21 protein-coding genes are annotated in these 24450 nt (G+C 71.7%); 11 read left to right on the top strand and 10 right to left on the bottom strand.

What is annotated here, in order from left to right; all coding sequences use genetic code 11:
* Together ACZ619_RS35595 and ACZ619_RS35590 are read right to left on the bottom strand one after the other, a co-directional pair.
* Positions 1-2830: nSTAND1 domain-containing NTPase (locus tag ACZ619_RS35595; protein WP_469608042.1), on the bottom strand; the 2830-nt coding region annotated here is incomplete at its 3' end.
* Positions 2831-3103: 273 nt separating this feature from the next.
* Positions 3104-4384: a hypothetical protein gene (locus ACZ619_RS35590; protein ID WP_469608039.1), complete on the bottom strand. Its 1281-nt coding sequence runs from the start codon at positions 4382-4384 to the stop codon at positions 3104-3106.
* A 373-nt stretch (positions 4385-4757) separates the two neighbouring features.
* Here ACZ619_RS35590 and ACZ619_RS35585 point away from each other — a divergent pair, with 373 nt between their 5' ends.
* Complete coding sequence (locus tag ACZ619_RS35585; RefSeq protein WP_469608037.1) at positions 4758-5123, top strand: hypothetical protein; 366 nt, start codon at positions 4758-4760, stop codon at positions 5121-5123.
* An 853-nt stretch (positions 5124-5976) separates the two neighbouring features.
* On the opposite strand, the gene ACZ619_RS35580 is transcribed toward ACZ619_RS35585, so the two are convergent.
* From ACZ619_RS35580 to ACZ619_RS35570, 3 genes are all read right to left on the bottom strand, one after another.
* Entirely contained in the window at positions 5977-6393 is a 417-nt protein-coding gene (locus tag ACZ619_RS35580; RefSeq protein ID WP_469608035.1) for a transposase family protein, read from the bottom strand.
* Positions 6394-6796: 403 nt separating this feature from the next.
* The gene (locus ACZ619_RS35575) at positions 6797-8323 is read right to left on the bottom strand and encodes a DUF5597 domain-containing protein (protein WP_469608032.1); all 1527 of its coding nucleotides are present in this window, start codon (positions 8321-8323) and stop codon (positions 6797-6799) included.
* Positions 8324-8955: 632 nt separating this feature from the next.
* A complete protein-coding gene (locus ACZ619_RS35570; RefSeq protein ID WP_469608030.1) occupies positions 8956-9618 on the bottom strand; it encodes a helix-turn-helix domain-containing protein in 663 nt (220 codons plus the stop codon).
* Positions 9619-9688: 70 nt separating this feature from the next.
* Between ACZ619_RS35570 and ACZ619_RS35565 the strand changes: the two genes are divergently transcribed.
* Positions 9689-10501, top strand: coding sequence for an IclR family transcriptional regulator (locus tag ACZ619_RS35565; RefSeq protein ID WP_469608027.1), 813 nt, complete (start codon positions 9689-9691; stop codon positions 10499-10501).
* 259 nt (positions 10502-10760) lie between these two features.
* Here ACZ619_RS35565 and dmpG read toward each other — a convergent pair whose 3' ends face one another.
* Genes dmpG through ACZ619_RS35540 form a run of 5 tightly spaced genes read right to left on the bottom strand, consistent with a single transcriptional unit; the run spans position 10761 to position 15448 of the window.
* Complete coding sequence (gene dmpG / locus ACZ619_RS35560) at positions 10761-11780, bottom strand: 4-hydroxy-2-oxovalerate aldolase (protein WP_469608024.1); 1020 nt, start codon at positions 11778-11780, stop codon at positions 10761-10763.
* Positions 11777-12721: an acetaldehyde dehydrogenase (acetylating) gene (locus ACZ619_RS35555; RefSeq protein ID WP_469608023.1), complete on the bottom strand. Its 945-nt coding sequence runs from the start codon at positions 12719-12721 to the stop codon at positions 11777-11779. The genes dmpG and ACZ619_RS35555 overlap by 4 nt, the downstream gene beginning before the upstream one ends.
* Complete coding sequence (locus tag ACZ619_RS35550; RefSeq protein WP_469608020.1) at positions 12718-13524, bottom strand: 2-keto-4-pentenoate hydratase; 807 nt, start codon at positions 13522-13524, stop codon at positions 12718-12720. The genes ACZ619_RS35555 and ACZ619_RS35550 overlap by 4 nt, the downstream gene beginning before the upstream one ends.
* Positions 13521-14468, bottom strand: a complete 948-nt coding sequence (locus ACZ619_RS35545) for a 3-carboxyethylcatechol 2,3-dioxygenase (protein WP_469608018.1) — start codon at positions 14466-14468, stop codon at positions 13521-13523. Before ACZ619_RS35545 ends, ACZ619_RS35550 begins: the two co-directional genes overlap by 4 nt.
* Positions 14465-15448, bottom strand: a complete 984-nt coding sequence (locus ACZ619_RS35540) for a zinc-binding dehydrogenase (RefSeq protein WP_469608015.1) — start codon at positions 15446-15448, stop codon at positions 14465-14467. Before ACZ619_RS35540 ends, ACZ619_RS35545 begins: the two co-directional genes overlap by 4 nt.
* Before the next feature lie 101 nt (positions 15449-15549).
* Between ACZ619_RS35540 and ACZ619_RS35535 the strand changes: the two genes are divergently transcribed.
* The 9 genes from ACZ619_RS35535 to ACZ619_RS35495 are packed head-to-tail and all read left to right on the top strand — an operon-like array spanning position 15550 to position 24440.
* Positions 15550-16899: an SRPBCC family protein gene (locus ACZ619_RS35535; RefSeq protein ID WP_469608013.1), complete on the top strand. Its 1350-nt coding sequence runs from the start codon at positions 15550-15552 to the stop codon at positions 16897-16899.
* Entirely contained in the window at positions 16896-17237 is a 342-nt protein-coding gene (locus tag ACZ619_RS35530; RefSeq protein ID WP_469608010.1) for a non-heme iron oxygenase ferredoxin subunit, read from the top strand. The genes ACZ619_RS35535 and ACZ619_RS35530 overlap by 4 nt, the downstream gene beginning before the upstream one ends.
* The gene (locus ACZ619_RS35525) at positions 17234-18448 is read left to right on the top strand and encodes an NAD(P)/FAD-dependent oxidoreductase (RefSeq protein ID WP_469608008.1); all 1215 of its coding nucleotides are present in this window, start codon (positions 17234-17236) and stop codon (positions 18446-18448) included. Before ACZ619_RS35530 ends, ACZ619_RS35525 begins: the two co-directional genes overlap by 4 nt.
* Before the next feature lies 1 nt (position 18449).
* Positions 18450-19070, top strand: a complete 621-nt coding sequence (locus ACZ619_RS35520) for a 3-phenylpropionate/cinnamic acid dioxygenase subunit beta (RefSeq protein WP_469608005.1) — start codon at positions 18450-18452, stop codon at positions 19068-19070.
* A gap of 20 nt (positions 19071-19090) precedes the next feature.
* Positions 19091-19957, top strand: a complete 867-nt coding sequence (locus tag ACZ619_RS35515; protein ID WP_469608002.1) for an alpha/beta fold hydrolase — start codon at positions 19091-19093, stop codon at positions 19955-19957.
* Positions 19954-20790, top strand: coding sequence for an SDR family NAD(P)-dependent oxidoreductase (locus ACZ619_RS35510; protein WP_469607999.1), 837 nt, complete (start codon positions 19954-19956; stop codon positions 20788-20790). Before ACZ619_RS35515 ends, ACZ619_RS35510 begins: the two co-directional genes overlap by 4 nt.
* Positions 20791-20809: 19 nt before the next feature.
* Positions 20810-22396, top strand: coding sequence for an AMP-binding protein (locus ACZ619_RS35505; RefSeq protein ID WP_469607997.1), 1587 nt, complete (start codon positions 20810-20812; stop codon positions 22394-22396).
* Between the two features lies 1 nt (position 22397).
* Positions 22398-22853 carry a hypothetical protein gene (locus ACZ619_RS35500; protein WP_469607996.1) on the top strand — a complete coding sequence of 152 codons (456 nt, stop codon included), beginning with the start codon at positions 22398-22400 and terminating at the stop codon, positions 22851-22853.
* Positions 22854-22901: 48 nt separating this feature from the next.
* Positions 22902-24440, top strand: coding sequence for an AMP-binding protein (locus ACZ619_RS35495; RefSeq protein ID WP_469607993.1), 1539 nt, complete (start codon positions 22902-22904; stop codon positions 24438-24440).
* The last annotated feature ends 10 nt before the right edge of the window (positions 24441-24450 follow it).

Below are 24450 nucleotides of genomic sequence, written 5' to 3'. Positions count from 1 at the left end.
CGTCCGGGCTCAGCAGGACGTTGCCCAGCGGGCTGCCACGCCACCCGGAGGTGACGGCCTCGCCCAGGTCGAGGGCGTGCACCGAGCCTCCTTCGGCATAGCGCAGCACCGGCCTGACGGGGTCCCACGCGATGCCGTCGTACGGCCGCTGGCCGTTCAGGTCGTGACGGAAGACCGGCGAGTCCGGTACGGACAGCCGCCACACCGCGAGCTGTTCGGGGTCGTTGAGGGCCAGGAAGGCCCCGTTCGGGCTGAAGGCGGCGGAGGCGGCGTCCGGGGAGGCGATGTCGGCGATGAGCCGTCCCGAGGCGGTGTCCCAGACCCGTACGTCCGTGCGGGAGACCGCCGCGAGCCGGTCGCCTGCCGAGTCGAACGCCAGTGATGCGTTGTCGTCGCCGCAGTGGTTCTCCCCGGAATTCGCCCAGCCGCCCGTGAGATCGCGCTGCCGGACGGTGTCCCGGACTTGGAGGGGGCCGCTGACGGGGCAGACGGCCACCAGCCGGCCGTCGGGGGTGCCGGCGATGTCGGTCTCGCTGTCGGTCCGGGCCTGGAGGAGGACATGGCCGTCCGCAACCGAGCGCAGCTGTACCTGTGGCCCGTCGAGATCGCTCACCACGTAGCTGTCAGGGTCGGCGCCGAAGGAGAGCTGATACCGGCCCGGCAGGGCCTGGGCCGCTCCGGTCCATCGGCCCGAGGCCAGGTCCCACAGGCGCGAGCCGCCGTCGCCCGGCAGGGCGAGGGCGAGCACGCGGCCGTCCGGGCTGCTCGCGAGGACCGGGCCCGAGGGCAGCCGCCCGGAGGCGATCGCCCGGTGGGTGACCGTGTCCCAGGTGTGCCAGGTGCGGCCGTTGGCGCTGAGCAGGACGCGGCCGGAGCCGACGAGGAAACGGCGGGTGTCGCTGCCCGGCCCGGGATCGGTGAAGGCGTCGCCCTCGGGCTGGGCGAGGGCGCCGAGCAGCGCGGCGCGGGTTTCCGGGAGGGCCGCGATCCGCCAGGCGGCGAGGCTGAGCAGCATGGCGGTGCGCGGGTCGGTGGTGCGCATGCTGGCGGCCGCCTGGGCGACCCGGCGGGCCGCGGTGTCCTCGTTGTCCCGCACTTCGGTGCTGTGCTGCTGCCAGGTGACCAGGCCGGTCACGAGCACGACGGCCAGCAGGGCGGAGAGCGCCGCGAACAGCCGGCGGGTGCGCTTCCTTGTACGGGCCGCCGACCGGCGCTCCTGCTCCCGGAGCTCCAGGGCCGCCGTCAGGAACGCCCGCTCGGCGGCGGTGAGATCGTCGTCCTCGCGCGGCTCTGCCGGTCGCGGCTCCTGCCGCGGGCCGGGTCCGTGGCCCTGTGCCGGTCCGCGTCCGTGTGCGTGTCCGTAGCGCGGTCCGGGTCCCTGCCCCGGTCCGGGTCCCTGCCCCGGTCCGGGTCCGTGACCTTGTCCGGGTCCGGGTCCGTGGCCCTGGCCCTGTTCCTGGCCCGGTACCCGTTCTCGCACCCGCTTCGCGAAGAGTTCGGCCGCACGGTCCAGGCGGGTCCCCCGGTAGAGCGCTCCCTGGTCCCGGCCCAGTTCGTGCCAGGTGCGGGTGGCCTCCGCCAGGTCGCGGTGGTGCCGCAGCCGCTCGCGGTCCTCGTCGATCCAGCCGCGCAGCCGAGGCCAGCTGGTGATCAGCGCCTCGTGCGCCAGTTCCACCGACTCCCCGTCGAGGGAGACCAGCCGTGCGGCGGCCAGCCGTTCGACGACCGTGGAAAGCTCGGGGTCGGACCATTCGCCCAACTCGCCGCGGACGGCCGAGCGCCGGGTGTCCGGAGTGCCCTCTCCGGGGACTACCAACCGAAGGAGGAGCCGGCGCGCGGTCCGTGTCTGAGCCGGTGTCAGCGCGCCGTATGCCCGCTCCGCGCTGGCGGCGATGGCACCGTGGACGCCGCCGGCCGCCTCGTACGCGGCGAGCGTCAGGATACGGCCGCGCCGTCGTCGCCAGGTCTCCAGCAGGGCGTGGGAGAGCATGGGCAGCCCGCCCGGTTGGTCGACCACCTCTTCCACGATGCGCGAGGTCAGCTCCCGTTCGACGACGAGACCGGCGGCGGCAGCCGGCCCGGTGACCGCTTCCCGCAGTTCGGCCGGGCTCATCGGCCCCACCAGAAGACCGCAGTGCCGCAGCGAGTCGGCGAGTCCCGGCTCTTCGGCGCACCGGCCGTAGAAGTCGGCGCGCATCGCGATCACCACGCGCAGCCGGGAGGCCGGGTTCCTGGCCGAGAGCAGCAGGTCGATGAAGCGGGCGCGTTCGGACCGATCCCTGCAGAGAGTGAAGACCTCCTCGAACTGGTCGACGATCACCCAGCTGTCCGGGTCGCCCTCCTGCGGCGTGAGCAGGCGGCCGTACGTGGCCGCAGGGCGCTCCCCGGGAGTGAGGATGCGGAGAGTGGCCGGGCGCCCGGAGCGCCCTGCCGCCTCCTGGGCGGCGGGCACGAGCCCCGCGCGCAGCAGCGAGGACTTGCCGCTCCCGGAGGGCCCGAAGACGGCGCCGAACCGGTGTTCGCGCACGAGGTCCAACAACTCGGTCACCAGGCGCTCGCGGCCGAAGAACAGGGCCCGGTCGCCCGGTTCGAAGCGGGCCAGCCCCCGGTACGGCGACTGCGCGATGCCGTCCACCTCGGCGTCGTCGCGGGCCGCCGTCTCCTCGGCGGCGACCTCCTCCTCGGCGGCGGTCTTCCAGCGCGGCTCCCACTCGGCCGGATCGGCGCCGCAGGCCCGTGCGTACGCCCGTACCGCCGGCAACGACGGCAGTCGTTCCCCGGCCGCCGCCCGCGCCAGCGTCGTGACCGACGCACCTGATCGCTCCGCCATCACGCGGTACGAGGGGCTGCCAGCGCTCTGCCGCAGCTCACGCAACGCACAGGCGAACCGCTGTGCCGGACCGGCGTCAGGGTCCACCGGCCGCTCGGGACGACCCAAGTAATCTCTCCAAAACGAACAGGAAATACTAATAAAGCATCAAAATCCCTCTTGTTCCTGAACTATTGTGGAGTGAGCCGGCGAAACGCAATGGCCGGGCCGGTGACATCGGTCACCGGCCCGGCTCGGGGCGTCAGCAGTCAGTACGTCAGACGAACCGCTGTCTCACGCGTGCTCGTAGGTGGACAGGTGGCTCTTCCAGTTGAAGACCGTGTCGGGGATGTACGTGCCGCCGGGCGGGGTGATCAGGAACTGGTCGTCCTTGTTGGTCGGATTGGCGCTGTAGGTGAGTCCGTCGCAGGAGACCGCCCAGCGGTTCCCATGGGTGGCGTCCTCGTCCAGGCACTTGCCGTCGGTGGTCATGAGCTCGTCACCGTCGGCGAACCACCACTGGCGGGAGTCCTTGTAGTTGCAGGGGCTGAGGGCGACGTTGTAACTGGTGCTGGTCAGGCAGTTGTTGCCCTGTCCGATCAGGTAGCCGACGGCGCCGTCCCTGTTGGTCTGCGGTGTCTCGGCGATGTCCCAGTTGTAGATCGGGTTGTTGTAGCCGCCGGAGTACAGGTCGTCGCGCACGTCGGCGCCGGAGGCGTGGGACGGGATGCGGAACTGCACGCCGTCGGCGATCGGATTGCCCTTGCTCTCCGCGATGGCGGGCTCGATGGATCCGCCCCCGGTGTACGCCGCAGGGAAGGCCCACGCGGTGCTGTGCGTGATGATGTAGTCGGCGGCGTTCTGGATGCTGCTCACCATGGCCGGGCCCACGCTGCCGATGCGGGCGCCGACGGCCTTGATGGCTTGCCCGGCGCTCTGGAAGGTGGCCCTGACGCCCCTCCCGACGTAGCTCTCGTCCAGCTTGTCGAGGCCAGAGAAGGCCAGCATGGAGACCGAGGCGTCGAAGAAGGCGCCGCCGACACTGCCCCAGTTGAGGGAGCCGTCGGTCAGGTACTGGAAGGCCAGGGCGCCGAAGAACCCGCCGGCGAACGAGGCGAAGCGCACGCCCCACTTGCATGCGGCCGGACCGGTCAACGCGCAGATGAGAGTGGAGGCGAGGATGGTGATCGCCGCGTCCACGGCGATCTCGACCGCCCTGGCGGACAGGTAGGACCAGCCGGCCTGCGTCGCCCCGTGCAGCTTGCTCTCGCAGCTGGTGGTGGCCTCCTTCTTCTTGGTGTCCACGATCTCCACCTGCCGGGTGGTGAGCGGGTAGGAAGCGGCCTGGACAACCGGCCCGGTTGCCACGGGGCGGCTCTGCCGGCCGTAGGCGGTTTCGATCGCGTTGACCGAATCATCACAGATCTTCGTGACCGATATCCGGGGCGTGGCGGCCATGCGCGAAGGTGCGGTGAAGTCCATAACGGTGGCGGTCACGGCGGCGATCACGATCGCGACGATCAGCGTCCGTATCGGCACCCGTCCCTGCGGGCGCCTGGAAACCCAGGTGAGCACTGATGAGCTCCTTGGAGGGAGAGACTGGGGTGTGGGGAGGTGAACCCTGATCCTTCACGGATCATGGTTGTCCCAAAAGCCCCTCGCCAGGCCCGAAACAACTCCGTGAGCTGGGCAGACGCTCCGGGGCGATTTTTTCGCCGGCGACAGTCCCGGCCTGAGACCATCGGAATCACGGGCAGGCACCGCCGGCCCCGGCCACCGAACCGGCCTTCCCGCACCACCGCATGTGTCGGTGCGAGGGACTGCGCGGCCAGCCCGCCACGACCCGCAGATTACGCACCGGACTTCATCGCGGTGCCTGCGCCGCGAGCACCCGGACGACCCCTGGCGCGGCAACCCCGTCGTTGGACAGACCTTCCGCGACGGTGACATGACCGACGTCGCCGCCAACCTGGCCAACCTCCGAGATGTCACATTCGCTGAGGACGCCTCGATCATTCACGCCGGCACCGCTCCCCGCGTCATGGCCACCATCCGCAACCTGGCCATTGGCACCCTGAATCGGACTGTGGACGATGCCGCACGGGCTGTCGTGCTCATGCGAACCGCTGCGCAGATGATCCTGGGACAGCAGTCCCTCGGCACACTGAACGTCAGGACAATCACCCGGCAGCCCGACGGTTCCTGGAAAGTCGTGGCCAGCCTGGACGACGGACCGGTCGAAGCCGTGCTCGATCCGTCCGGCTCCGTCCTCGACTGGAACCGTACTCCGTTGATCACCCCGCCGGGCGCATGACCCGCATTCCGCCGCCCCGGCAGGCGGCGCTTCGGCCGAAACCACTGGGCGACATCACCTTTGGATGGCGTTACGGTCTTATGGGTCTCCTTGTGATTGCCGCGGCGACACTACCTACGCCCTGGGTCGACCACTACGCCGCGCAATGTCACACCCTGGCTGTACGACAATCCCACGTCGGGCACTTCATCAGGTCGCTTCCGTGCGCCGCGGCTGACACCTACCTCGAATTCAGGGTCAAGATCACGTTTTTCGGGTTCTTCCTGGTGTGCGCTTCGACGTTACTCCTGGTCGTCGTATACGTACGAGGCGTGAAGGCCACCGCCTCGTAGGAGTTACACCCTTGCACGGATCTTCGGATCACCAGTCGGAGTGAATCGCCTCAAAAAGAACGGCTGCTGACTGAGCTTCTTCGAACTGGCCAGCGGTACGGAGGCCGACCCGGCTCCCTGGGACGCCGAGGCGCCCATGGCAGTACGGAAACAGCGGCCCGGATCGCGGCGAACTGCAAGCAGGCACTCGCTCGACTCCTGCCGCTCACCCGCAAGCCGGACTGAAGACCGGGACGCGCCTGCGTCGCCAGTCCACCCGTCTCGGCGGGAGCCGGAGGCCGTCCCGGCGGTCCTGGGATCGTCGGCTCCGCCGCGCGTGCCCGCTACCGGCGGAGGACCAACCGAAACCTCGCCAGTGATACCAAGCACGTGCGCGAGTGCGTTATGTGAGAGACGGAGCCCTTAAGGGACAAGCTCAGTCCGAGGCGCCTTCCTTTCGTCGTTGCCTCACTCGGTCGAGAAGGTCCCCATAATCCTCGGCCCACAAGACCGACGACGAGGCAGCGGCCAGTGAACCTCTTTCATCCTGTGTATTGGCAGGTCAAGAGGGTGTGCACGGCTGCCACGGTCCTGCCGATGCGGTTGGTTGAGCAGCGCGCTCGCCGCAGCAGTCGCCAGGACTTGAGGCGGGCGAAGGCTCGTTCGCCAGGCGCGCGCAGGCGGGCGTGGCCGCGGTTGTACTGCTGGTAGTGCTCGGGCAGGTCACGGCCGTAGTAGGGGGTGTGGATCGTGGCGCCGGCGCCCTGGTAGGCGCGGTCGGCCAGGACGAGGATCTGACGGGTGAGGCAGGCTTGGACGATGCCGTGGGCGCGGGCGGCAGTCAGATCGTGCGTCCGCCCCGGCGTCGCCCGCGAGAACCACAGCGGGGTGCCATCCGGACGCGCGATGACCTGGACGTTCATGCCGTGCTTCTTGTGCTTCTGCGAGTAGTAGAACACGGCTCGCTCCTCACTCTGCCAACTCCCCGCTGGAGCTGGTCTTTCCCCAGGCCAGGCCAGTCGCAGTGTGCCCGGAGGGATGTGCGCCTGTCGTGATGTGCGCGATCTCGCCTTCGGACGGAGCGCCTTGCGTCGGCAGGAGCAACTTCGTTCATTCGGTTCCTGTCTGCCTTGATGTTCCTGCTGCCGACGACGGCGACGAGCGACCAGATGTACGGGCGCGTGGCCGGTGTCGTGTCCCGGCGGGCGGGTCAGGGGGCTGACGCTCACGCACAGTATGGCCTGGCTCAACGGTGCCTGTGCGCGGCCTGACGTGTGAGGGGGACGAGGAGGAGCTGGACGGGCGCATGCCTATGACCCTTGTGCGCAGGTGTTGTTGGGGACGGGGCGCTCATGTCGACGGTCATCGGCCAGGTGAGCCCCTGGTTCGGGCCGAGCAGGACGTTGGCGGCGGCGACCCGGCCCCATGAGGCCAGGGCGCGTCCGCTGCCGAGGTCGGGCAGGTGGGCCGGGTGTCCGCGGGCACGGACATCACGCTCTTCTCGTTCGTCTCGCTCGGGGGGACCGGCGCCGGCGGGAGGGCGGTGACACCGGCGTCGAGCAGCATCCGCCCGAACAACTCGCGCGCTCCCTGGGCCACTATGTCGTAGCCGTTCAGGCGCAGGTTCGCCGTCGGCTGTCCCTTCTCCAGGAGGACGGCGGCGATCCGGCCTTCGGCCTGCGCCGCGGTGATCACCTGTTGCATCGGTGCGAGGAGTGCGTAGGCGCGCGAGAGTTGGCTGTCCTGACGGCCGTCCTCGATGCCGAAGACCGAGAAGCCGATGGCGCGGTGGTGCCCCAGAGCCCAGAAGAGGCTGCCGGTCCTGAACCGGGACTCCGGGACGAAGAGCGGGTTGTCCGGCCGCGCGTAGTCGGCGAACGCGGACTTCGCGTCATCGACGTACACGTCGGGGGCGAGCAGGTCGAGGGACGGCGCGGTGGCCTTCCACACATCGATGACCCTGCTTGCCGGACCACCGCTCGGCCACTCGCCGGCCCGATGCTGGCCGGGCTGCGGACCGAGCCAGGCGTTGACGTACATCGGGAGCGGCTTGACCGCTTTGCCGCCGGCCGCCAGCGCCTCGGCATAGTCGGCGAAGCCCCAGGCCATGAACGCTTCCTCGGCCTCCCAGCCGTCGCCGAACACTTCCTCCCAGGAGCCGGACAGGGAGCGCCCCTTCCGGTCCCACAGAGCCGCGAGCTCGGGACGGAGGGCGTCGCTCCGCTGCGCGAGGTGGTCCATCAGGGGCTGCGGAACCGGGGCCCGCCAGGCCGCCTCCGCGGCCGGAGAGCGGTCCCGGCTGTCCCCGAGCACACCCATCTCGTTCTCCACCTGCACCATCACCACGGTGTGATCGCGATCCGCGACGGCCAGGTGCCGCATGAGCGCGGTGAAGGCCCGCTGGTCGGCGGCGCGCAGCTCGGGCGAGAACACGGACAGGACCGGCTTGGGCATGGCGCCGGGATGCGTGAACGCGGGCCGGGCCCTCTCCTCCAGCACGGCGCGCGGGAACCTTTCGGTGTCCGCCCGCACCCACCGGGGCGCATAGGTGGAGGCGGCGTTCTTGAACGCGCCGAACCAGATCAGCACCAGGCTCATCCCCCGCTCCCGGGAGGCGGAGATCTGCGCGTCAACGAGTCCGAAGTCGTACCTCCCCTCTTCCGGCTCGGTCAGCGCCCAGGTCGCGCTGCCGACCACACTGGTCAGCCCCATTGCTGCGAGGCGGTCCCACACATGCTCTATGTGGTCGGCATGAGTCGGCGTCGAGTTGTGAACCTGCCCGCCCAGCAGCAGACGGGCCCTGCCGTCGACGACGAACTGTCCGCCCTGCTCGGTGCTGCGCAGGTACGGCAGGGGGCGGCCGGTTGTTCCGGCGGAGGAAGGGGGCATCCGTGGGGCCTTGTCATCCATCAGTAACCAGAATCCGCATTCTGGATGTTCCGATGATGTGCGTCCGCCGGCGATCCGGCCAGTGAACCGGCCCCCGAAAGTGATCAGGATCTCATCCGCTACCCGCGCGACGGGGGAAGCCTCCCGGCGTCTGGGTCCGGCCCGCCCAGGGAGCTGCCGCGCTGGTCGCGGCACCAGGCGGCACCAGGCGGGCCCACGGCGGTGAAGACCAGCCGTGCCTCCCGGTGTCCTCGGCCGCGCCCCCGACCCGGACCACCGAAGAACCGGGCTGCTCCAGCACTTGCTTCTGCGGGTAGTGGTCGCCCTGGGGGCCCCGGTGTACTTCCGGCGGACCGCGAACAGCCACGGATTCCTGCGGACGGTCGTCGTTCTGGGTGTGGTCTGGGCGCTGCGGCTCAGGGCCGATCGCCGCGAGGTGTGCGACGCGATCGCGGAGGACGCCCTCTCCGAGAGCTCCGCGGGCCGGCCCGGACGATGTGGGCGGGACGCGCTCCCGCCCGGAATGACACCTGCATCGCTCTTACGCTCCATGCCACCGGTGACGGCCGTCGACGAGATCTCGGCCGACCGGGCGCGTGGAGCGTCGGCGTCCCTGCCGGAAGCCGGCCGGCTCAGCCCGTGGCGGCGACCGGCGTGCCCTTCACGACCGTCGGGCCGAACTGGCGCACCTGCGGAACCGTGGTGACCATGTGGGCGACGACCCGTTCGCTCAGGCAGATGTGCCGGTGCGGGACGTCGCCCGGGAACCGTACGAAGTCGCCCGCCGCCAGCTCGACCGGCTCGCTCAGCGGTCCGGTGCGCAGCTTCCCGGTGACGACGTACAGATGGTGCAGGGTGCCCGCGGAGTGCGGCTCGACCGGCTGCGGGTCCCTGTCACCGCGTTCCAGGCGCAGGACGAGCGCGCGGACGTAGCCGGAACCGTAGGTCTCGTCGAGGATTCGCTCCGACCAGTTGGCCGCCTGCTGCCACTCGCCCTCGCTCTGGCGCTGCACGTAGACCGGCGTCCCCCACTCGGTCAGCAGGCGGCGGGCGGGGACGTCCAGGGCCGCGCCGAGCAGTGACAGCGTCTCCACGGTCGGGTTGCCGGCCCCCTGCTCGATCTTCGACAGCGTCTGCTTGGACAGGCCGGAGCGCCGGGCGAGTTCCCCGAGTGACATGGCCCGTTCCTGCCGGAACCGCCGGACGTTGCGGGCCACGAGATCGTTCTCGTGGGCGAGAGCGTCACTTTTAATGTGCATCCCGTCATTATTGACGAACCCCGGTTTCGTTCGCATGCTTGTCACGTAAAAGTTGGCAAAGCGTCCAGTGAAAGTGACGCGGCTGCTCCGAAGCCGAGGTGAAAAGATGACTGCCACTCTCGTCGGCCCCCCGCGTGACGACCGAGCAGCCGTCGACAAGGCCATCAGCCTGCTCGTCGCCCTGGGCGACCGGACCAGCTCCGGCACGGGCGTCAGCGAGCTGGCCCGACGGGCTCAGCTGAGCAAGACGACCGCGCACCGCGTCCTCGGGATGCTCGAACGCAACGGCGTGGTGGAGCGGATCGGGACCGAGTACCGGCTGGGGGAGCGCCTGCACCACCTCGGGCGGGCCGTCTACGCGCCCGGCTCCGAGACCGTCCGCGACCTGCTCCTGCCCTACCTGGCCGACCTGTACGAGGCCACCCGCGAGACCGTCCACCTGTCGGTGCTGCACGACACCCACGTCGTCTACCTGGCGAAGCTCTACGGCCATCGCAGCGCCCCGGTGCCCTCACGGATCGGCGGCCGTCTGCCCGCCCACGCGACGGCGGTCGGCAAGGTCCTGCTCGCCTACGACTCACAGGCCGCCGAACGGGCCATGAGCGAGCCCCTGGGCCGGTACACCCCGCGCACCCTCGCCACACCGGCGGAACTCGCCGCCGAGCTGGACCGGATCCGCTGTACCGGGGTCGCCTTCGACGACGAGGAGTACCAGCCGGGGCTGGTCTGCGTGGCCGCGCCGGTGCTCGACCGGGGCGGCCTGCCGGTCGCCGCCCTCTCGGTCGCCGGACAGCGCGGCCGCACGGACACCCGGCGCCTCAGCGCGCACGTACGGCGGATCGCCGCCGAGGCGTCCCGTGCCTGGCCCACACGCAACCGCAGACCCCGGCCGACCCCGACCCCGGCCCAGGAGAGCTGACCGCCCGGTCGCGACCCAGGCCCACCTGACCCGTCTGTCCCGGCCCAGGCCCAGGAAGGCTGACCTGCCGGCCCCTGCACCGACCCCGGCCCCTGCACCGGCCCAGGAGAGCTGACCGCCCGGTCGCGGTCCCGGGCCGGGAGGACTGACCAGCCCCCCCGGCTCCCGGCCCCCAGCCCCCAGCCCCCGGCCCCCGGCCCCCCGGTTCCCGGCCCCCCGGTTCCCGGCCCCCCGGCCGTGCCGGGCGGGCGCCCGGACCTCACTCCGTCGGGGCCGCCGCCAGCAGGTCGAGGGCGATGTCGACGATCATGTCCTCCTGGCCGCCGACGAGCCGTCGGCGGCCGACCTCCAGCAGGATGCTGCGGACGTCCACGTCGTACTGGGCCGAGGCCGCCTCGGCGTGCCGCAGGAAGCTGGAGTAGACACCCGCGTAGCCGAGGGTGAGGGTCTCCCGGTCGACCTGGACCGGCCGGTCCTGGAGCGGGCGGACGATGTCGTCGGCCGCGTCCTGGAGGGCGAACAGGTCGCAGCCGTGCTTCCACCCGTTCAGGTTCGCCACGGCGACGAACGGCTCGATCGGGCAGTTCCCGGCGCCCGCGCCGTGCCCGGCGAGCGAGGCGTCGACGCGCGTGACACCCTCCTCGACGGCGACGACCGAGTTCGCCACCGCCAGCGAGAGGTTCTGGTGGGCGTGGATGCCGATCTGCGTCCCGGGCAGCAGCACGTCCCGGTAGGCGCGGACCCGTTCGCGGACGCCGTCCATGGTGAGCCGGCCGCCCGAGTCGGTGACGTACACGCACTGCGCGCCGTAGGACTCCATGAGCCCCGCCTGCCGGGCGAGTTCGGGGGCGTCGGCCATGTGGCTGAGCATCAGGAACCCGGAGACGTCCATGCCCAGTTCGCGTGCGGCGGCGATGTGCTGGGCGGAGACGTCGGCCTCCGTGCAGTGGGTGGCGATGCGCACGGAGCGCACCCCGAGGGCGTAGGCCTGCTTGAGCTCGGCGATGGTGCCGATGCCCGGCAGCAGCAGCGTGGTGAGCGTGGCGTGCTCCAGGACCGAGGCGGCGGCCTCGATCCACTCCCAGTCGGTGTTGCTGCCGGGCCCGTAGTTGAGCGAGCCGCCGGCCAGTCCGTCGCCGTGGGCGACCTCGATGGCGTCCACCCCGGCCGCGTCCAGGGCGGCGACGATGCGGGTGACGTCGGCGGGGGAGATGCGGTGGCGTACGGCGTGCATGCCGTCCCGCAGGGTGACGTCCTGGATGTAGAGATCGGTGGTCATGCCCGGGCCTCCTGGCGCGCGTGCTGGGCGATGCGTTCGGCGGTGCGCAGGGCGGCCGAGGTCATGATGTCGAGGTTGCCGGCGTAGGCGGGCAGGTAGTGGGCGGCGCCCTCCACCTCCAGGAACACCGAAACCCGGGTGGTGACCGGCGGCGATCCGGCGGGCAGCAGGGTGTGCACCGGTTCGTCCGCGGCGAGCGGGGTGAACTGGACGTCCTGCTTGAGCCGGTAGCCGGGCACGTACCTGGCGACCTCGGCGACCATGTCGGCCACCGAGGAGCGGATCGCGTCGTGGTCGGCGTCGCCGACGAGGCAGAACACGGTGTCCCGCATGATCAGCGGCGGCTCGGCCGGGTTCAGGACGATGATGGCCTTGCCGCGGGCGGCCCCGCCCACCGACTCGATCGCCGACGCGGTGGTCTCGGTGAACTCGTCCAGGTTGGCGCGGGTGCCGGGCCCGGCGGACTTCGAGGCGATGGACGCGACGATCTCCGCGTACGGGACGGGCGTCGTCCGCGCCACCGCGTGCACGACGGGGATGGTGGCCTGGCCGCCGCAGGTCACCATGTTGACGTTGCCGGACGCGAGATGGGCGTCGAGGTTGACCGCCGGCACCGTGAACGGGCCGATCGCGGCCGGGGTGAGGTCGACCAGGACCTTGCCGTACGGCTCCAGGCGCGCCGCGTTGGCCTTGTGCGCCTTGGCGGAGGTGGCGTCGAAGACGATGCCGATGTCGGCGAAGCCGTCCAGGGCGATGAGGCCGTCGACGCCCTCGTGCGTGGTGGGGACCTTCAGCCGGCGGGCGCGGGCGAGGCCGTCGGAGTCCGGGTCGATGCCGACGAGCGCGGCCATCTCCAGGGTGTCCGAGGTACGGAGGATCTTGATCATCAGGTCGGTTCCGATGTTGCCGGAACCGATGATCGCCACCTTGGTCTTGGTCATGCGGAGTCCTTGTCGGTGAAGGTCGCGGACACGGTGCCCAGGCCGGAGATCTCCGCGTGGACGCGGTCTCCGGCGGTGACCACCGCCATGGGGCCGAGGGCACCGGAGAGCACCACCTGTCCGGCGCGCAGCGGGTCGCCGAAGGCGTGCGCGGTACGGGCCAGCCACAGCAGTGCGTTGAGCGGGTCGCCCAGGCAGGCCGCGCCGTCGCCCTCGGAGACCGGTGTGTCGTTGACGTGCATGCGCATCGTCGTCTCGCGGGGCTCGAACGCGTCGAGCGTGCGGCGGGCGTCGCCGAGCACGTACAGCCCGCTGGAGGCGTTGTCGGCGACGGTGTCGGTGAGGGTGATGTCCCAGCCCGCGATCCGGCTGTCGACGATCTCCAGGGCCGGTGCCGCCGCGGCGACGGCGGCCCGCACGTCCGCCAGGGTCAGCTCGGCGGAGTCGAGGTCGGCGCCGAGCACGAACGCGATCTCGGCCTCGACCTTGGGCTGGAGCAGCAGCCCGGTCGGCACCTCGCGTCCGGAGAGGTCCATGTCGTCGAAAAGGACCCCGAAGTCCGGCTGGTCGACGCCGAGCTGCCGCTGGACCGCGGGGGAGGTGAGGCCGATCTTGCGGCCGGTGACGCGGGCGCCCCGGTCCAGCCGGTCGTCCACCAGCGACCGCTGCACGCGGTAGGCGGCTTCGAGGTCGTCCGTGCCCAGCAGGTCCCGGACGGGGGCGCACGGGACACGCCCCTCGGCGGCGGCCGTCAGCCTGCCGGCGGCCGCCACGACGGCCTCGTCACGTTCGGTCGGGCTCATCGTCCTGCCTCCAGCTGTGCGGTCACGACGGCGAATCCGGCGATCCACTCCGGGATCGGCCGGTAGAAACGGGAAGCGAAGCGGTAGTCGCCGGCCGCGGCGAGGGACGCGAACGCGGCGACCCAGGTACGGACCTCGTGGGCGGACCCGCCGCCCTCGGCCCCCATCCACTCGGTGCTCCATGCGTCGACCTCGGCCAGCCTGGCGTCCGCGAGGGTGTCCAGGACCAGGTTGTCCCACTCGGGGTTGATCGGGATCATCGAGCTCGTCCCGGCGGCGTAGTCCCGCCCGGCCCGGACGACGCGCTGCTCGCCCTTGGCCCGCTGCTCGGGCGTGGGCGGGTGGCCCTCGATGAGGGCGTCGGCGACCCGGGGCGGAGCGCCCTCCAGGACCGGCACCGGCGGGTCGTGCGACAGTCCGCCGGACGCCAGGAACAGCACCCGCCGGTCCAGGTCCGCCGCGGCCTCGCCGATCGCGGTGCCGAGTGCCCGGATACGCCTGACCGGGCCGAGCGGGGTGGCCACCCCGTTGACGAAGACCGGTACCACCGGGACGGTGTCGATCCCGCCGAACAGCACCTCCAGCGGCTGCACGAAGCCGTGGTCGACCGTCATCCGGGCGGAGACGGTCAGGTCGACACCGCGGTCGAGGACGCCCCGGGCCAGAGTGCGGGCCGCTTCGGTGTCCACGGAGAGCGGGCCGGCGGTGGACCCGAAGTCCCCGACGGCGTGCGCCTCGGTGGCCAGGCAGAAGGGGGGCATCTCCTTGTAGAAGAAGCCGTTGTAGTGGTCCGGCGCGTAGAGGACGACCAGTTCCGGGTCGAAGTCGTGGACGAAGGAGCGGGCCTCCTCGACGGCCTCCGCCACGGCGGCGAGGACGTCGGGGGCCGGGTCGTTCGTCCCGATCAGGGGCGAGTGGGACAGGCCGACGGCGGCGGCGTTCACGATGCTTCTCCCTGGGGGTGGATGACGAGCTTGCCGGTGAGCCGTCCGTCGATCATGAGCTGGAAGCCCTTGTGGATCTCGGTGAGCGGCAGCGTGCGGTCGATGACCGGGCGCAGCCCGGTGGCGTCCATGAGTTTGAGGAGCGAGACCAGTTCGCTGCGCGTGCAGCCGGTGGAGCCGAGGATGCGCTGCTGGAGGTAGAAGACCCGGCCGAGGTCGGCCGGCGGGTTGGTGCCGGAGGTGGCCCCGGCGATCACGACCGTGCCGCCCGGCCGCAGCGACTTCAGCGAGTGCGACCAGGTCGCCTCGCCGACGGTCTCGACCACCACGTCCACCCGCTCCGGCAGTCGCTCACCGGTGGCCACGGCGGCCCGCGCGCCCCAGGACAGGGCCTGCTCGCGCTTGTCCTGGCTGCGGCTGGTGGCGTACACCACGGCGCCCGCGGCGACCGCGAGCTTGATCGCGGCCGAGGCCACCCCGCCACCGGCGCCCTGGACCAGGACCCGGTCGCCGGCCCGGATGCCGGCCTGGGTGAAGAGCATCCGGTAGGCGGTGCCCCAGGCGACGGGGAGGCAGGCGGCCTCGTCGAAGGTGAGCCAGGCCGGCTTGGGGATGAGGTTGCGGGTGGGGACGGACAGGTACTCGGCGAAGGCGCCGTCGTGCTGCTCGGAGAGCAGGGCGCGGCCCGGGTCCAGGGTCTCGTCGCCCAGCCCGGCGTCCGGGTCGGCGATCACCGGGTGGACGAGCACCTCGTTGCCGTCCTCGTCGTACCCGGCGGCGTCGCAGCCCAGGACGACGGGGAGCCGCTCGGGCGGGTGGCCCACTCCGCGCAGGGTCCACAGGTCGTGCATGTTCAGTGCCGAGGCGACGACCCGTACCAGGGACCAGCCGGGCTTCGGCTCGGGCTTGGGAACGTCCCGGAGCAGCAGCCCGGACAGTGGGTCGGACGCGCTCTGGGAGACGGCGGTTGCAGCAAGCATGTCTCCACGTTCGCCTTCCCCGAATGCCCGCCGACAGCTCGTGTTCCGTTCTGCGGAACGACGGTTGGAACCCCTCTGACCTGCTGCTGTTGCCTGAGGGCATGACCTCGACGATCGAACCCCAGGGCGCGGCCACCCCGGCCCCGCGCGGGGCCCTGCGGCGCCCGGCCGGCCTGGCCCCCACCCTCGACGTCTCCGGGCTCGTCGACACCGAGGGCGGGCTCCTTGACCGCGTCATCTTCACCGACCAGGACCTGTACCGGCAGGAGCTGCGCCGTGTCTTCGCGCCCAGCTGGCTCTTCCTGGCGCACACCGACCAGTTCCACAGGCCCGGCGACTTCTTCACCACGTACATGGGCGAGGACCCGGTCATCGTCACCCTCGACCGCGACCGCCGGATCCGCGCCTACCTGAACTCCTGCCGGCACCGCGGCGCCCGCGTGTGCCGGGCCGACTTCGGCACCACCCGCAACTTCACCTGCACCTACCACGGCTGGTCCTTCAACCTGGACGGCTCCCTGGTGAGCGTCCCGAACAAGGACGGCTACCCGGGCGACTTCGACGAGACGAAGTGGGGACTGGTCGAGGTCCCGCACGTGGAGACCTACCACGGGCTGGTCTTCGGCACCTGGAACCCGGACCCGGTCCCGCTGCGCGAGCAACTCGGCGACATGGCCTGGTACATGGACGCCATGCTCGACCACGACGACGAGGGCACGGTCGTCGGCGGCGGCGTCCACAAGTGGGTCCTGGAGGGCAACTGGAAGCTGGCGGCCGAGCAGTTCGCCACCGACTGGTACCACGTGAACATGAGCCACGCCTCGGCGCTCATGGTGCTCTCGCCCGCCGGCAAGAAGCCCAAGGACGAGGTCGTGCACCGCACCGGCCGCCAGTACTCCGACGCGCACGGCAACGGCGCCGGCTTCCCGGTCCACCCGAGGAACCGCTTCGACGCCCAGACCGTGCACAAGTGGACCGACTACGACGCCCTGCGCGAACGGCTCGGCGAGGCCCGCGTCGAGGGGCCGCTGACCAACGGCCACGCCACGGTCTTCCCCAACTTCTCCTACCTCCCCGTCAACGGCTCCATCCGGGTCTGGCACCCCAAGGGCCCGGACCGGATGGAGGTGTGGGCCTGGACGATCGTCGACAGGTCCATGCCGGAGGAGGTCCGCGAGGCCCAGCGCCTCTACAACCTGCGCACGTTCGGACCCAGCGGCATCTTCGAGCAGGACGACGGCGAGAACTGGTCCGAGGTGCAGGCCGTCGCGAACGGCTTCATCACCAACGGCGTGGCCCTCAACTACCAGATGGGCCTGGGCTCGGAGCGCGAGGACGGCCGTCACCCCGGAACCACCAGCGAGCTGTACAGCGACGCCGCCGGACGGGCCTTCTACGGCCGCTGGCGCGAGCTGATGAACACCCCCGCATGGCACGAGGAGCAAGCATGAGCGACGGCAACGGCATCCGGGTGGCGGCCCTGGCCGACATCCCGCAGGGCGAGGGCATCGCCGTCGACAAGGCGGTCACCGGCACCGCCGACAACATCGCCCTGCTGCGCGACACCGACGACAGCGTCTACGCGCTGGACGACACGTGCACCCACGAGACCGCCTCGCTCGCCGAGGGCTGGGTCGAGGACGGCTTCGTCGAATGCCCCCTGCACTCCAGCAAGTTCTGTCTCAAGAGCGGTGAGGTCCAGGGCCTGCCGGCGACGAAGAACGCCTGCCCGCACCGGGTCGAGGTCCGCGACGGCGAGGTCTGGCTCTTCCCCGGGGAGCAGCCGTGAGCATCGTGGTCGTCGGCGGCGGCATCGCGGGCGTCAGCACCGCCGCCGCCCTGCGCTCCCAGGGCTGGGACGGCGAGGTCACCCTCGTCGACGGCGGCGAGTTCCCCTACGACCGCCCCCCGCTGTCCAAGGACTTCCTGTCCGGCGCCCGGACCCTGGAGCAGATCGCCCTCCAGCAGCCGTCCTGGTACGACGACCAGCGCGTGCGCCTGGTCAACCGCACCACCGTCACCGCGCTGCGGCCCGCCGAGGGCAAGCTGGAACTCTCCGACGGCACCCTGCTGCCGGCCGACCGCGTCGTCCTCGCCACCGGCGCCGGCGCCGCCCGCCCGCCGATCCCCGGCGCCGACAGCCCGCGCGTCCATGTGCTGCGCACCGCCGAGGACGCCGACCGGCTGCGGACCGCCCTGGTCCCCGGCGCCCGCTTCCTGGTCGTCGGCGCCGGACTGATCGGCGCGGAGAGCGCCTCCACCGCCGTACGCCTGGGCTGCGAGGTCACCCTCGTCGACCCGCTGGCCGTACCGCTCGCCGGCGTCCTGGGCCCCGAACTCGCCGCATGGGTACACGGGTTGCACGACCGCAACGGCATCACGACCCGGCAGACGGTGGTGGAGTCGTTCACCGACCTCGGTGCCGCCGGCATCGAGGCCCGGTTCGCCGACGGCGGCCCGGCGCACCCCTACGACGCCGTCCTGCTGGGTGTCGGCATGGTGCCGCACACCGCGCTCGCCGAGCGGGCCGGACTCGCGGTCGACCGGGGCATCCTGGTGGACACCGGACAGGTGACGTCCAACCCGGCCGTCCTCGCGGTCGGCGACCCGGCCCGCACCCGGCGGAGCGACGGTGTGCTCCTGCCCCGCGCCGAGCACTGGGAGGCGGCCCAGCACGACGGAGCCCGCGCGGCGGCCACCATCCTCGGGAAGCCGCTGCCGCAGGCGACGGCCTCCTGGTTCTGGACCGACCGGCACGGCCGGCACATCGAGGGCGTGGGCCACCTGGAGTCCGCCGCGCACACCGTCGTCCGCGGCTCCTACGACGACCCGTCCTTCGCCGTGTTCGGACTGCGCGACGGACTCGTGGTCGCCGCGGCCTCCGTGGACGACTCCGCCGCCGTGCGCGCGGCCCGTCGCCTGATCGACCGCAGTGTCGCCGTCGACGCCGGCCGTCTCGCCGACCCGTCCGTCAACCTCCGCTCGCTGCTGCGGGGCTGACATGCCGCACACCGGAACCGTCCAGGGCCGCCCCGACGCGCAGAAGGGACCGAACGACACCGTGAGCACCAGCACCTCCCGCGCCGGAGCACGGGCCGACCGCGACATTCACTTCGAGGTCGAGCAGTTCTACTACGAGGAGGCCGATCTCCTCGACGAAGGCCGCTACACCGACTGGCTCGACCTGCTCGCCGACGACCTCGACTACTGGATGCCGACCCGCACCAACCGGCTGCGCCGCCAGCAGGCCCTGTCGGTGGCCGCCCGGGGCGAGGCCGCGCTCTACGACGAGACCAAGGAGAGCCTGGCCTGGCGGATCCGCCGCTTCGACTCCGGCATGGCCTGGGCCGAGGACCCGCCCTCCCGCACCCGGCACCTGGTCACCAACGTGCTGGTCCGGCACGTCGACCCGGAGGACAACCCCGACTTCGGGGTCGACGACCTGCACGTCCGCTCGGCCTTCCTCGTCTACCGCAACCGCCTGGAGCGCGAGGAGAACGTGTTCGCCGGCGGCCGTACCGACATCCTGCGCCGCACGCCGGACGGTCTGCGCGTGGCCCGCCGGACGATCCTCCTCGACCAGAACATCCTGCTGGCCAAGAACATCTCCACCTTCTTCTGACCTTTCCGACGGGACGTGTCGTGACCGACCTCGAACTCAAACAGCACCGCGTGGCCACCTCGCTCGGCGAGATCGCCGTGGCCGAAGCCGGTGAGGGACCCGTGCTGGTGATGCTGCACGGCGGCGGCCCGGGCGCCTCCGGTGTGAGCAACTACCACCAGAACCTCGCCGCCCTGACCGAGCACTTCCGGGTGGTCCTGCCCGACCAGCCCGGTTTCGGGGGCAGCTACCGCCCGACCGAGGCCGACCTGGACGAGCGGTCCATCACCAGGATCACCGTCGACGCCCTGTACCAGGCCCTGGACTCCCTCGGCATCGACACCTTCCACCTGCTCGGCAACAGCCTCGGCGGAGCCGCCGCCCTCGCCATGGCCCAGGAGCGGCCCGAGCGGGTGACACGGCTGGTGCTGATGGCCCCCGGCGGCGGCTGGCTGCCCTTCGGACCCACCCCGACCGAGGGCCAGAAGGAGATGTTCCGCTACTACAACGGGACCGGCCCCAGCGAGAGGAAGATGGGCGCGTTCATCCGCACCATGGTCTTCGACCACAAGCAGTTCGGCCCCGACGTCGTCAAGGCCCGCTACGAGTCCTCCCTCGACGACAGCCACATCGCCTTCTACCACCGCTACAACGCGGCCTTCGCCAAGCGCGGCGGCATGGACCCGCTCTGGCGCGACCTGCACAAGATCAAGGCACCGACCCTGCTGCTGTGGGGCCGTGACGACCGCACCATCACCCTCGACGGCGCCCAGCTCATGCTCAAGCAGATCCGCGACGTCCAGCTGCACGTCTTCGGCCGCTGCGGTCACTGGGTGCAGCTGGAACGCGCCCGTGAGTTCGAGCGGCTGGTCTCCGGCTTCCTCGCCGAGAGCGGGGAGCGGGCGTGAGCGGCGGCTGGCTGGAGGGGTACAGCGCCCTGATCACGGGCGGCGGCTCGGGCATCGGCCGCGCGGTCGCCGAACGCTTCGTGGCCGAGGGCGCCTCGGTCACCGTCATCGGCCGGGACAAGAAGCGCCTCGACGAGGTCGCCGCGGCCTCCCCGGCACCCGACCGCTTCCACACCGTCGCCGCCGACGTACGCGACTCCGACGCCCTGCACGCGGCGGTCGGCGCCACCGTGGAGCGCTTCGGCAAGCTCGACACCCTGGTCGCCAACGCGGGCGTGTGGGACTACCAGCGCCAGCTCACCCGCCTGTCGGGCCCGGAGCTCGCCTCCGCCTTCGACGAGATCTTCTCGATCAACGTCAAGGGCTACGTGCTGGCGGCCGAGGCGGCCTGGCCGGAACTGGTCAAGACACGCGGCAGCATCGTCATGACGCTGTCCAACGCCTCCTTCTACGTCAACGGCGGCGGCCCGCTCTACACTGCCAGCAAGCACGCCTGCCTCGGTCTGATGAAGGAGCTGGCCTACGAGCTGGCCCCCAAGGTCCGGGTCAACGGCGTCGCCTGCGGCGGCATGAACACCGACCTGCGCGGCCCCGAGGCTCTCTCCCTGAACGACCGCTCCCTGTCGGCCTCGTTCGCCAAGAAGAGCCCGGACGCCCCGCCGCCCCCCATTCCCCTGCACGACTCCAGCACCGACCCGCGCGACTTCACCGGTTCGTACGTCCTGCTGGCCGCTCGCGAGCAGAGCGGCCCCATCACGGGCCAGGCGATCTCCGTCGACGGCGGGATCGGCGTCCGTGGCTTCGCCACCGCCGCCGGCGGCGACCACCTCTGAGCTCAACGAGGAGCCCACCGTGACCACGCCCCACCCGCACAACTCCGGCCTCGGAGTCGACCTCAACCCGGCCGCGGCCGTCGCCCGCAACGCCCGGTACCACGCGGACACCGTCGTCCTCGACTACCCGGGCGGCGACCTCACCTACGCGGAACTGGACGACAGGGCCGCCCGTCTGGCGACGGTCCTCGCCGACGGCGGCACCCGCGACGGTGACCGAGTCGCCTACCTGGGCCTCAACAGCACCGCCTTCTTCGTCACCCTGCTCGCCGCCTTCCGGATCGGCGCGCTGTTCGTCCCGGTCAACTTCCGGCTCGCCGACCCCGAACTCGCCCAGGTCCTGCAGAGCAGCGGCTCCCAGGTGATCGTCTGCGAGGAAGGCCACCGCGCGAGCGTCGACCGGGTGCGCGAGCAGACCTCCCTGACCCGCCTTCTGCTGGTCGACGACGACCCCGAGGTGCCGGCCGGCGCACCGGACGGCGACTGGGAGCCCTGGGCCGCGCTGATCGCCGCCGCCGGACCCACCACGGCCGTCACCGCCAAGCACGCCGACGACCCGGCCATCCTGATGTTCACCTCCGGCACCACCGGAACGCCCAAGGGAGTCGTCCTCACCCACGGCAACGCCTGGTGGAACTCGGTCAACGTCGAACTCCACCTCGACACCCGGCGCGGCGACACCACCTACGCCGCCGCGCCCCTGTTCCACATCGGTGCCCTCAACAGCTTCGCCCTGCGCACCCTCACCCGCGGCGGCACGGTGGCCGTACGCCGGACCTTCGACCCGAAGGCCTGCGCCGACGACCTGGTGAACCTGAAGGCCAACTCGATGTTCGGCGTGCCCCAGATGTTCAGCGCGCTCGCCCGGGTGCCCGGCTTCTTCGACCACGACCTCGGCCACCTGCGGGCCGTCGTGGTCGCGGGCGCCCCGGTCGCGCCGTCCCTGGTCGAGCAGTACGCGCAGCGCGGTCTGCTGCTCCAGCAGGCGTGGGGCCTGACCGAGACCGCGCCGTTCGCCACCCACCTCCCGGCCGAGCGCACCCTCGACAAGGCCGGCTCGGCGGGCATCCCCATGCCGTACACCCAGGTCAGGGTCGTCGACGTACTCAGCAACGAGCCCGTCGAGCCGAACCAGCGGGGCGAGATCGTGGTCCGGGGGCCCAACGTGGCGGCCGGCTACTGGAACAACGCCGAGGCGACCGGGGCCGCGTACGACGCCGAGGGCTGGTTCCACTCCGGTGACATCGGCTACCTCGACGACGACGGCTGCCTCTATGTCGTGGACCGCCTCAAGGACATGATCATCAGCGGCGGCGAGAACGTGTACCCCGCCGAGGTCGAGCACGCGCTCGCCACCATGCCCGGCGTCCTGGACGTGGCCGTGGTCGGTGTCTCGGACCCGCAGTGGGGCGAGACCGTCGCCGCGGTGATCACCGTGGCCCCGGACGCCCGGATCACCCTTGACGACGTCCGCGACCACGCAGCCCGCCATCTGGCCCGGTACAAGCTCCCGCGCCGTCTGAAGATCGTCGGGACCATGCCGCGCAACGGCTCCGGCAAGCTCAACAAACCTGTCATCCGGCAGGTCGCCGCCGAGAAGGAGTGACATGATCCCGGTACCGCCGCTGCCCGAGCTGCACCTCCCCGCACCGTGGACCGCCCGGCCGGCCCGGCTCGGCCGCCACGCCCAGGAACTGCGGACGCCGGACGGCAGCGGCGGTGCCCGGATCCGGCTGGAGCGCTGTGCGGCCGGCCGGCTCCGCGACGCCTACCCGGTGGGCCTCCACGACATCGAGGTCCGGGCGGACGACCTCGCCGGCCACGCGCTCGGCGAGGTGCTGACCGCCCTCACCGCCGCCCTGGCCGACGCCGACCCCCGGTGCCGCCGCCTGGTGGTGGCGGCCCCCGCGGGCGACGGCCCGCGCATCGCCGCGGCCGAGTCCGCGGGCTTCCGCAACGTCGTCGACGTGGACCTCGGCTCCGCCGAACTCACCCTGCTGACCTGGGAACCGGCCTGGGCCACCCGGACCGACCCCGATCTCGACCGGGTGCCCGGCGCCTGACGACACGGACGGGCCCACCGCCGTGCCCGCCTCGAACGAAGGACATCGATGCACCAGCCCATCGCCTCATGGATCGGGCACCACGCCCTGCGCGTCCCGGACCGGACGGCCCTCGTGGACCTGGACACGGGCCGGACCACCTCGTACGCCGAACTCGCCGCGCGGGTGGCATCGCTCGCCCACTCCCTCACCCAGAACGGGGTGGGCCGCGGCAGCAGGGTCGCGGTGCTCTCCCGCAACGACCCGCGGGTCTTCGAGGTCCTGTACGCGTGCGCCGCCGTCGGCGCGGTGACCGTGCCGCTGAACTGGCGGCTGACCGCCACGGAACTCGCCGCGGTCGTCGCGGACGCCGAGCCGGCCGTGCTGCTGCACGACGTCCCGGGCGCCGAGGCGGCCGCCCGGATCGTGGCCGAGACGCCGGTGCCGACCGTGCTCGGCTGGAGCGACCAGGAGACCGGCCCTGACCTCTACGAGGAGTGGGCCACCGCACCACGGCCGTCCGGCTGGACGGCGGCGCGGGTCGAGGAGGACGAGGTGTGGGCCATCATCTACACCTCCGGCACCACCGGCCGTCCCAAGGGCGTCCAGATCACCCACCGGTCCATGCTCGCGAGCATGCTCGGCATCCTGGTCGCCCACGGCGTCTCCGGCACCTCCCGCGCGCTCACCGTGCTGCCCACCTTCCACGTGGCCGGACTCAACCTCTTCGCCAACCCCGTGCTGTACGCGGGCGGCACGGTCGTGGTGGCCCGCGCCTTCGACGCGGCGGCCACCCTGGCGCTGCTCACCGACACCGACACGCCCGTCACGCACTTCTGCGGGGTGCCGGCGAACTACCAGTTCATGCAGCAGCTCCCGGACTTCGAGGCCGCCGAGCTGCGCCCCTTCACGGCGGTGGTCGGCGGTTCCCCGGTGCCGTCCGCCCTGCTGGCGCACTGGAAGGCCCTCGGTGTTCCGCTCACCCCCGTGTTCGGCATCACCGAGGCGGGCGCCTGCGTCACCAGCGTGCCCCCGGGCCATGACGCCGCCCCCGGCGTGATCGGCATCCCGACCCTGTACGCCCGCTGCCGGGTGCGGACCTCGGACGGGGCGGACGCGGCCCCCGGCCGGACCGGCGAGCTGCAGATCAGCGGTCCGCTGGTGACGCCCGGGTACTGGCGCGCCCCCGAGGCCACCGCCGAGGCCTTCACCGCCGACGGCTGGCTGCGCACCGGTGACGCGGCGGCCGTCACCGAGGACGGCCTGCTCGTCCTGGTGGACCGCTGGAAGGACATGTACATCTCCGGCGGGGAGAACGTGTACCCCGCCGAGGTGGAGAACGTCCTGCACGCGCACCCCGAGGTGTCGCAGGCTGCGGTCGTCGGCACCCCGCACGTCCGCTGGGGCGAGTCCGGCGCCGCCTTCGTCGTACCGGTGAAGGGCACCGCGCCACAGCCGGACGAGCTGGTGCGGTGGTGCAAGGAGCACCTGGCCGCCTACAAGGTGCCGGTCACGGTCACCGTCGTCGACGACCTGCCCCGCAACGCCACCGGCAAGGTCGTCAAGGCCCCGCTGCGCGAGCGCGCGGCGCACCTCACCCATCCCTGACAGGAGCCAG

Source organism: Streptomyces sp. NPDC104367 (assembly GCF_055583825.1).
Note: the sequence above shows the minus strand (reverse complement) of the source record. Positions and strands in the feature narration are given on the sequence as shown.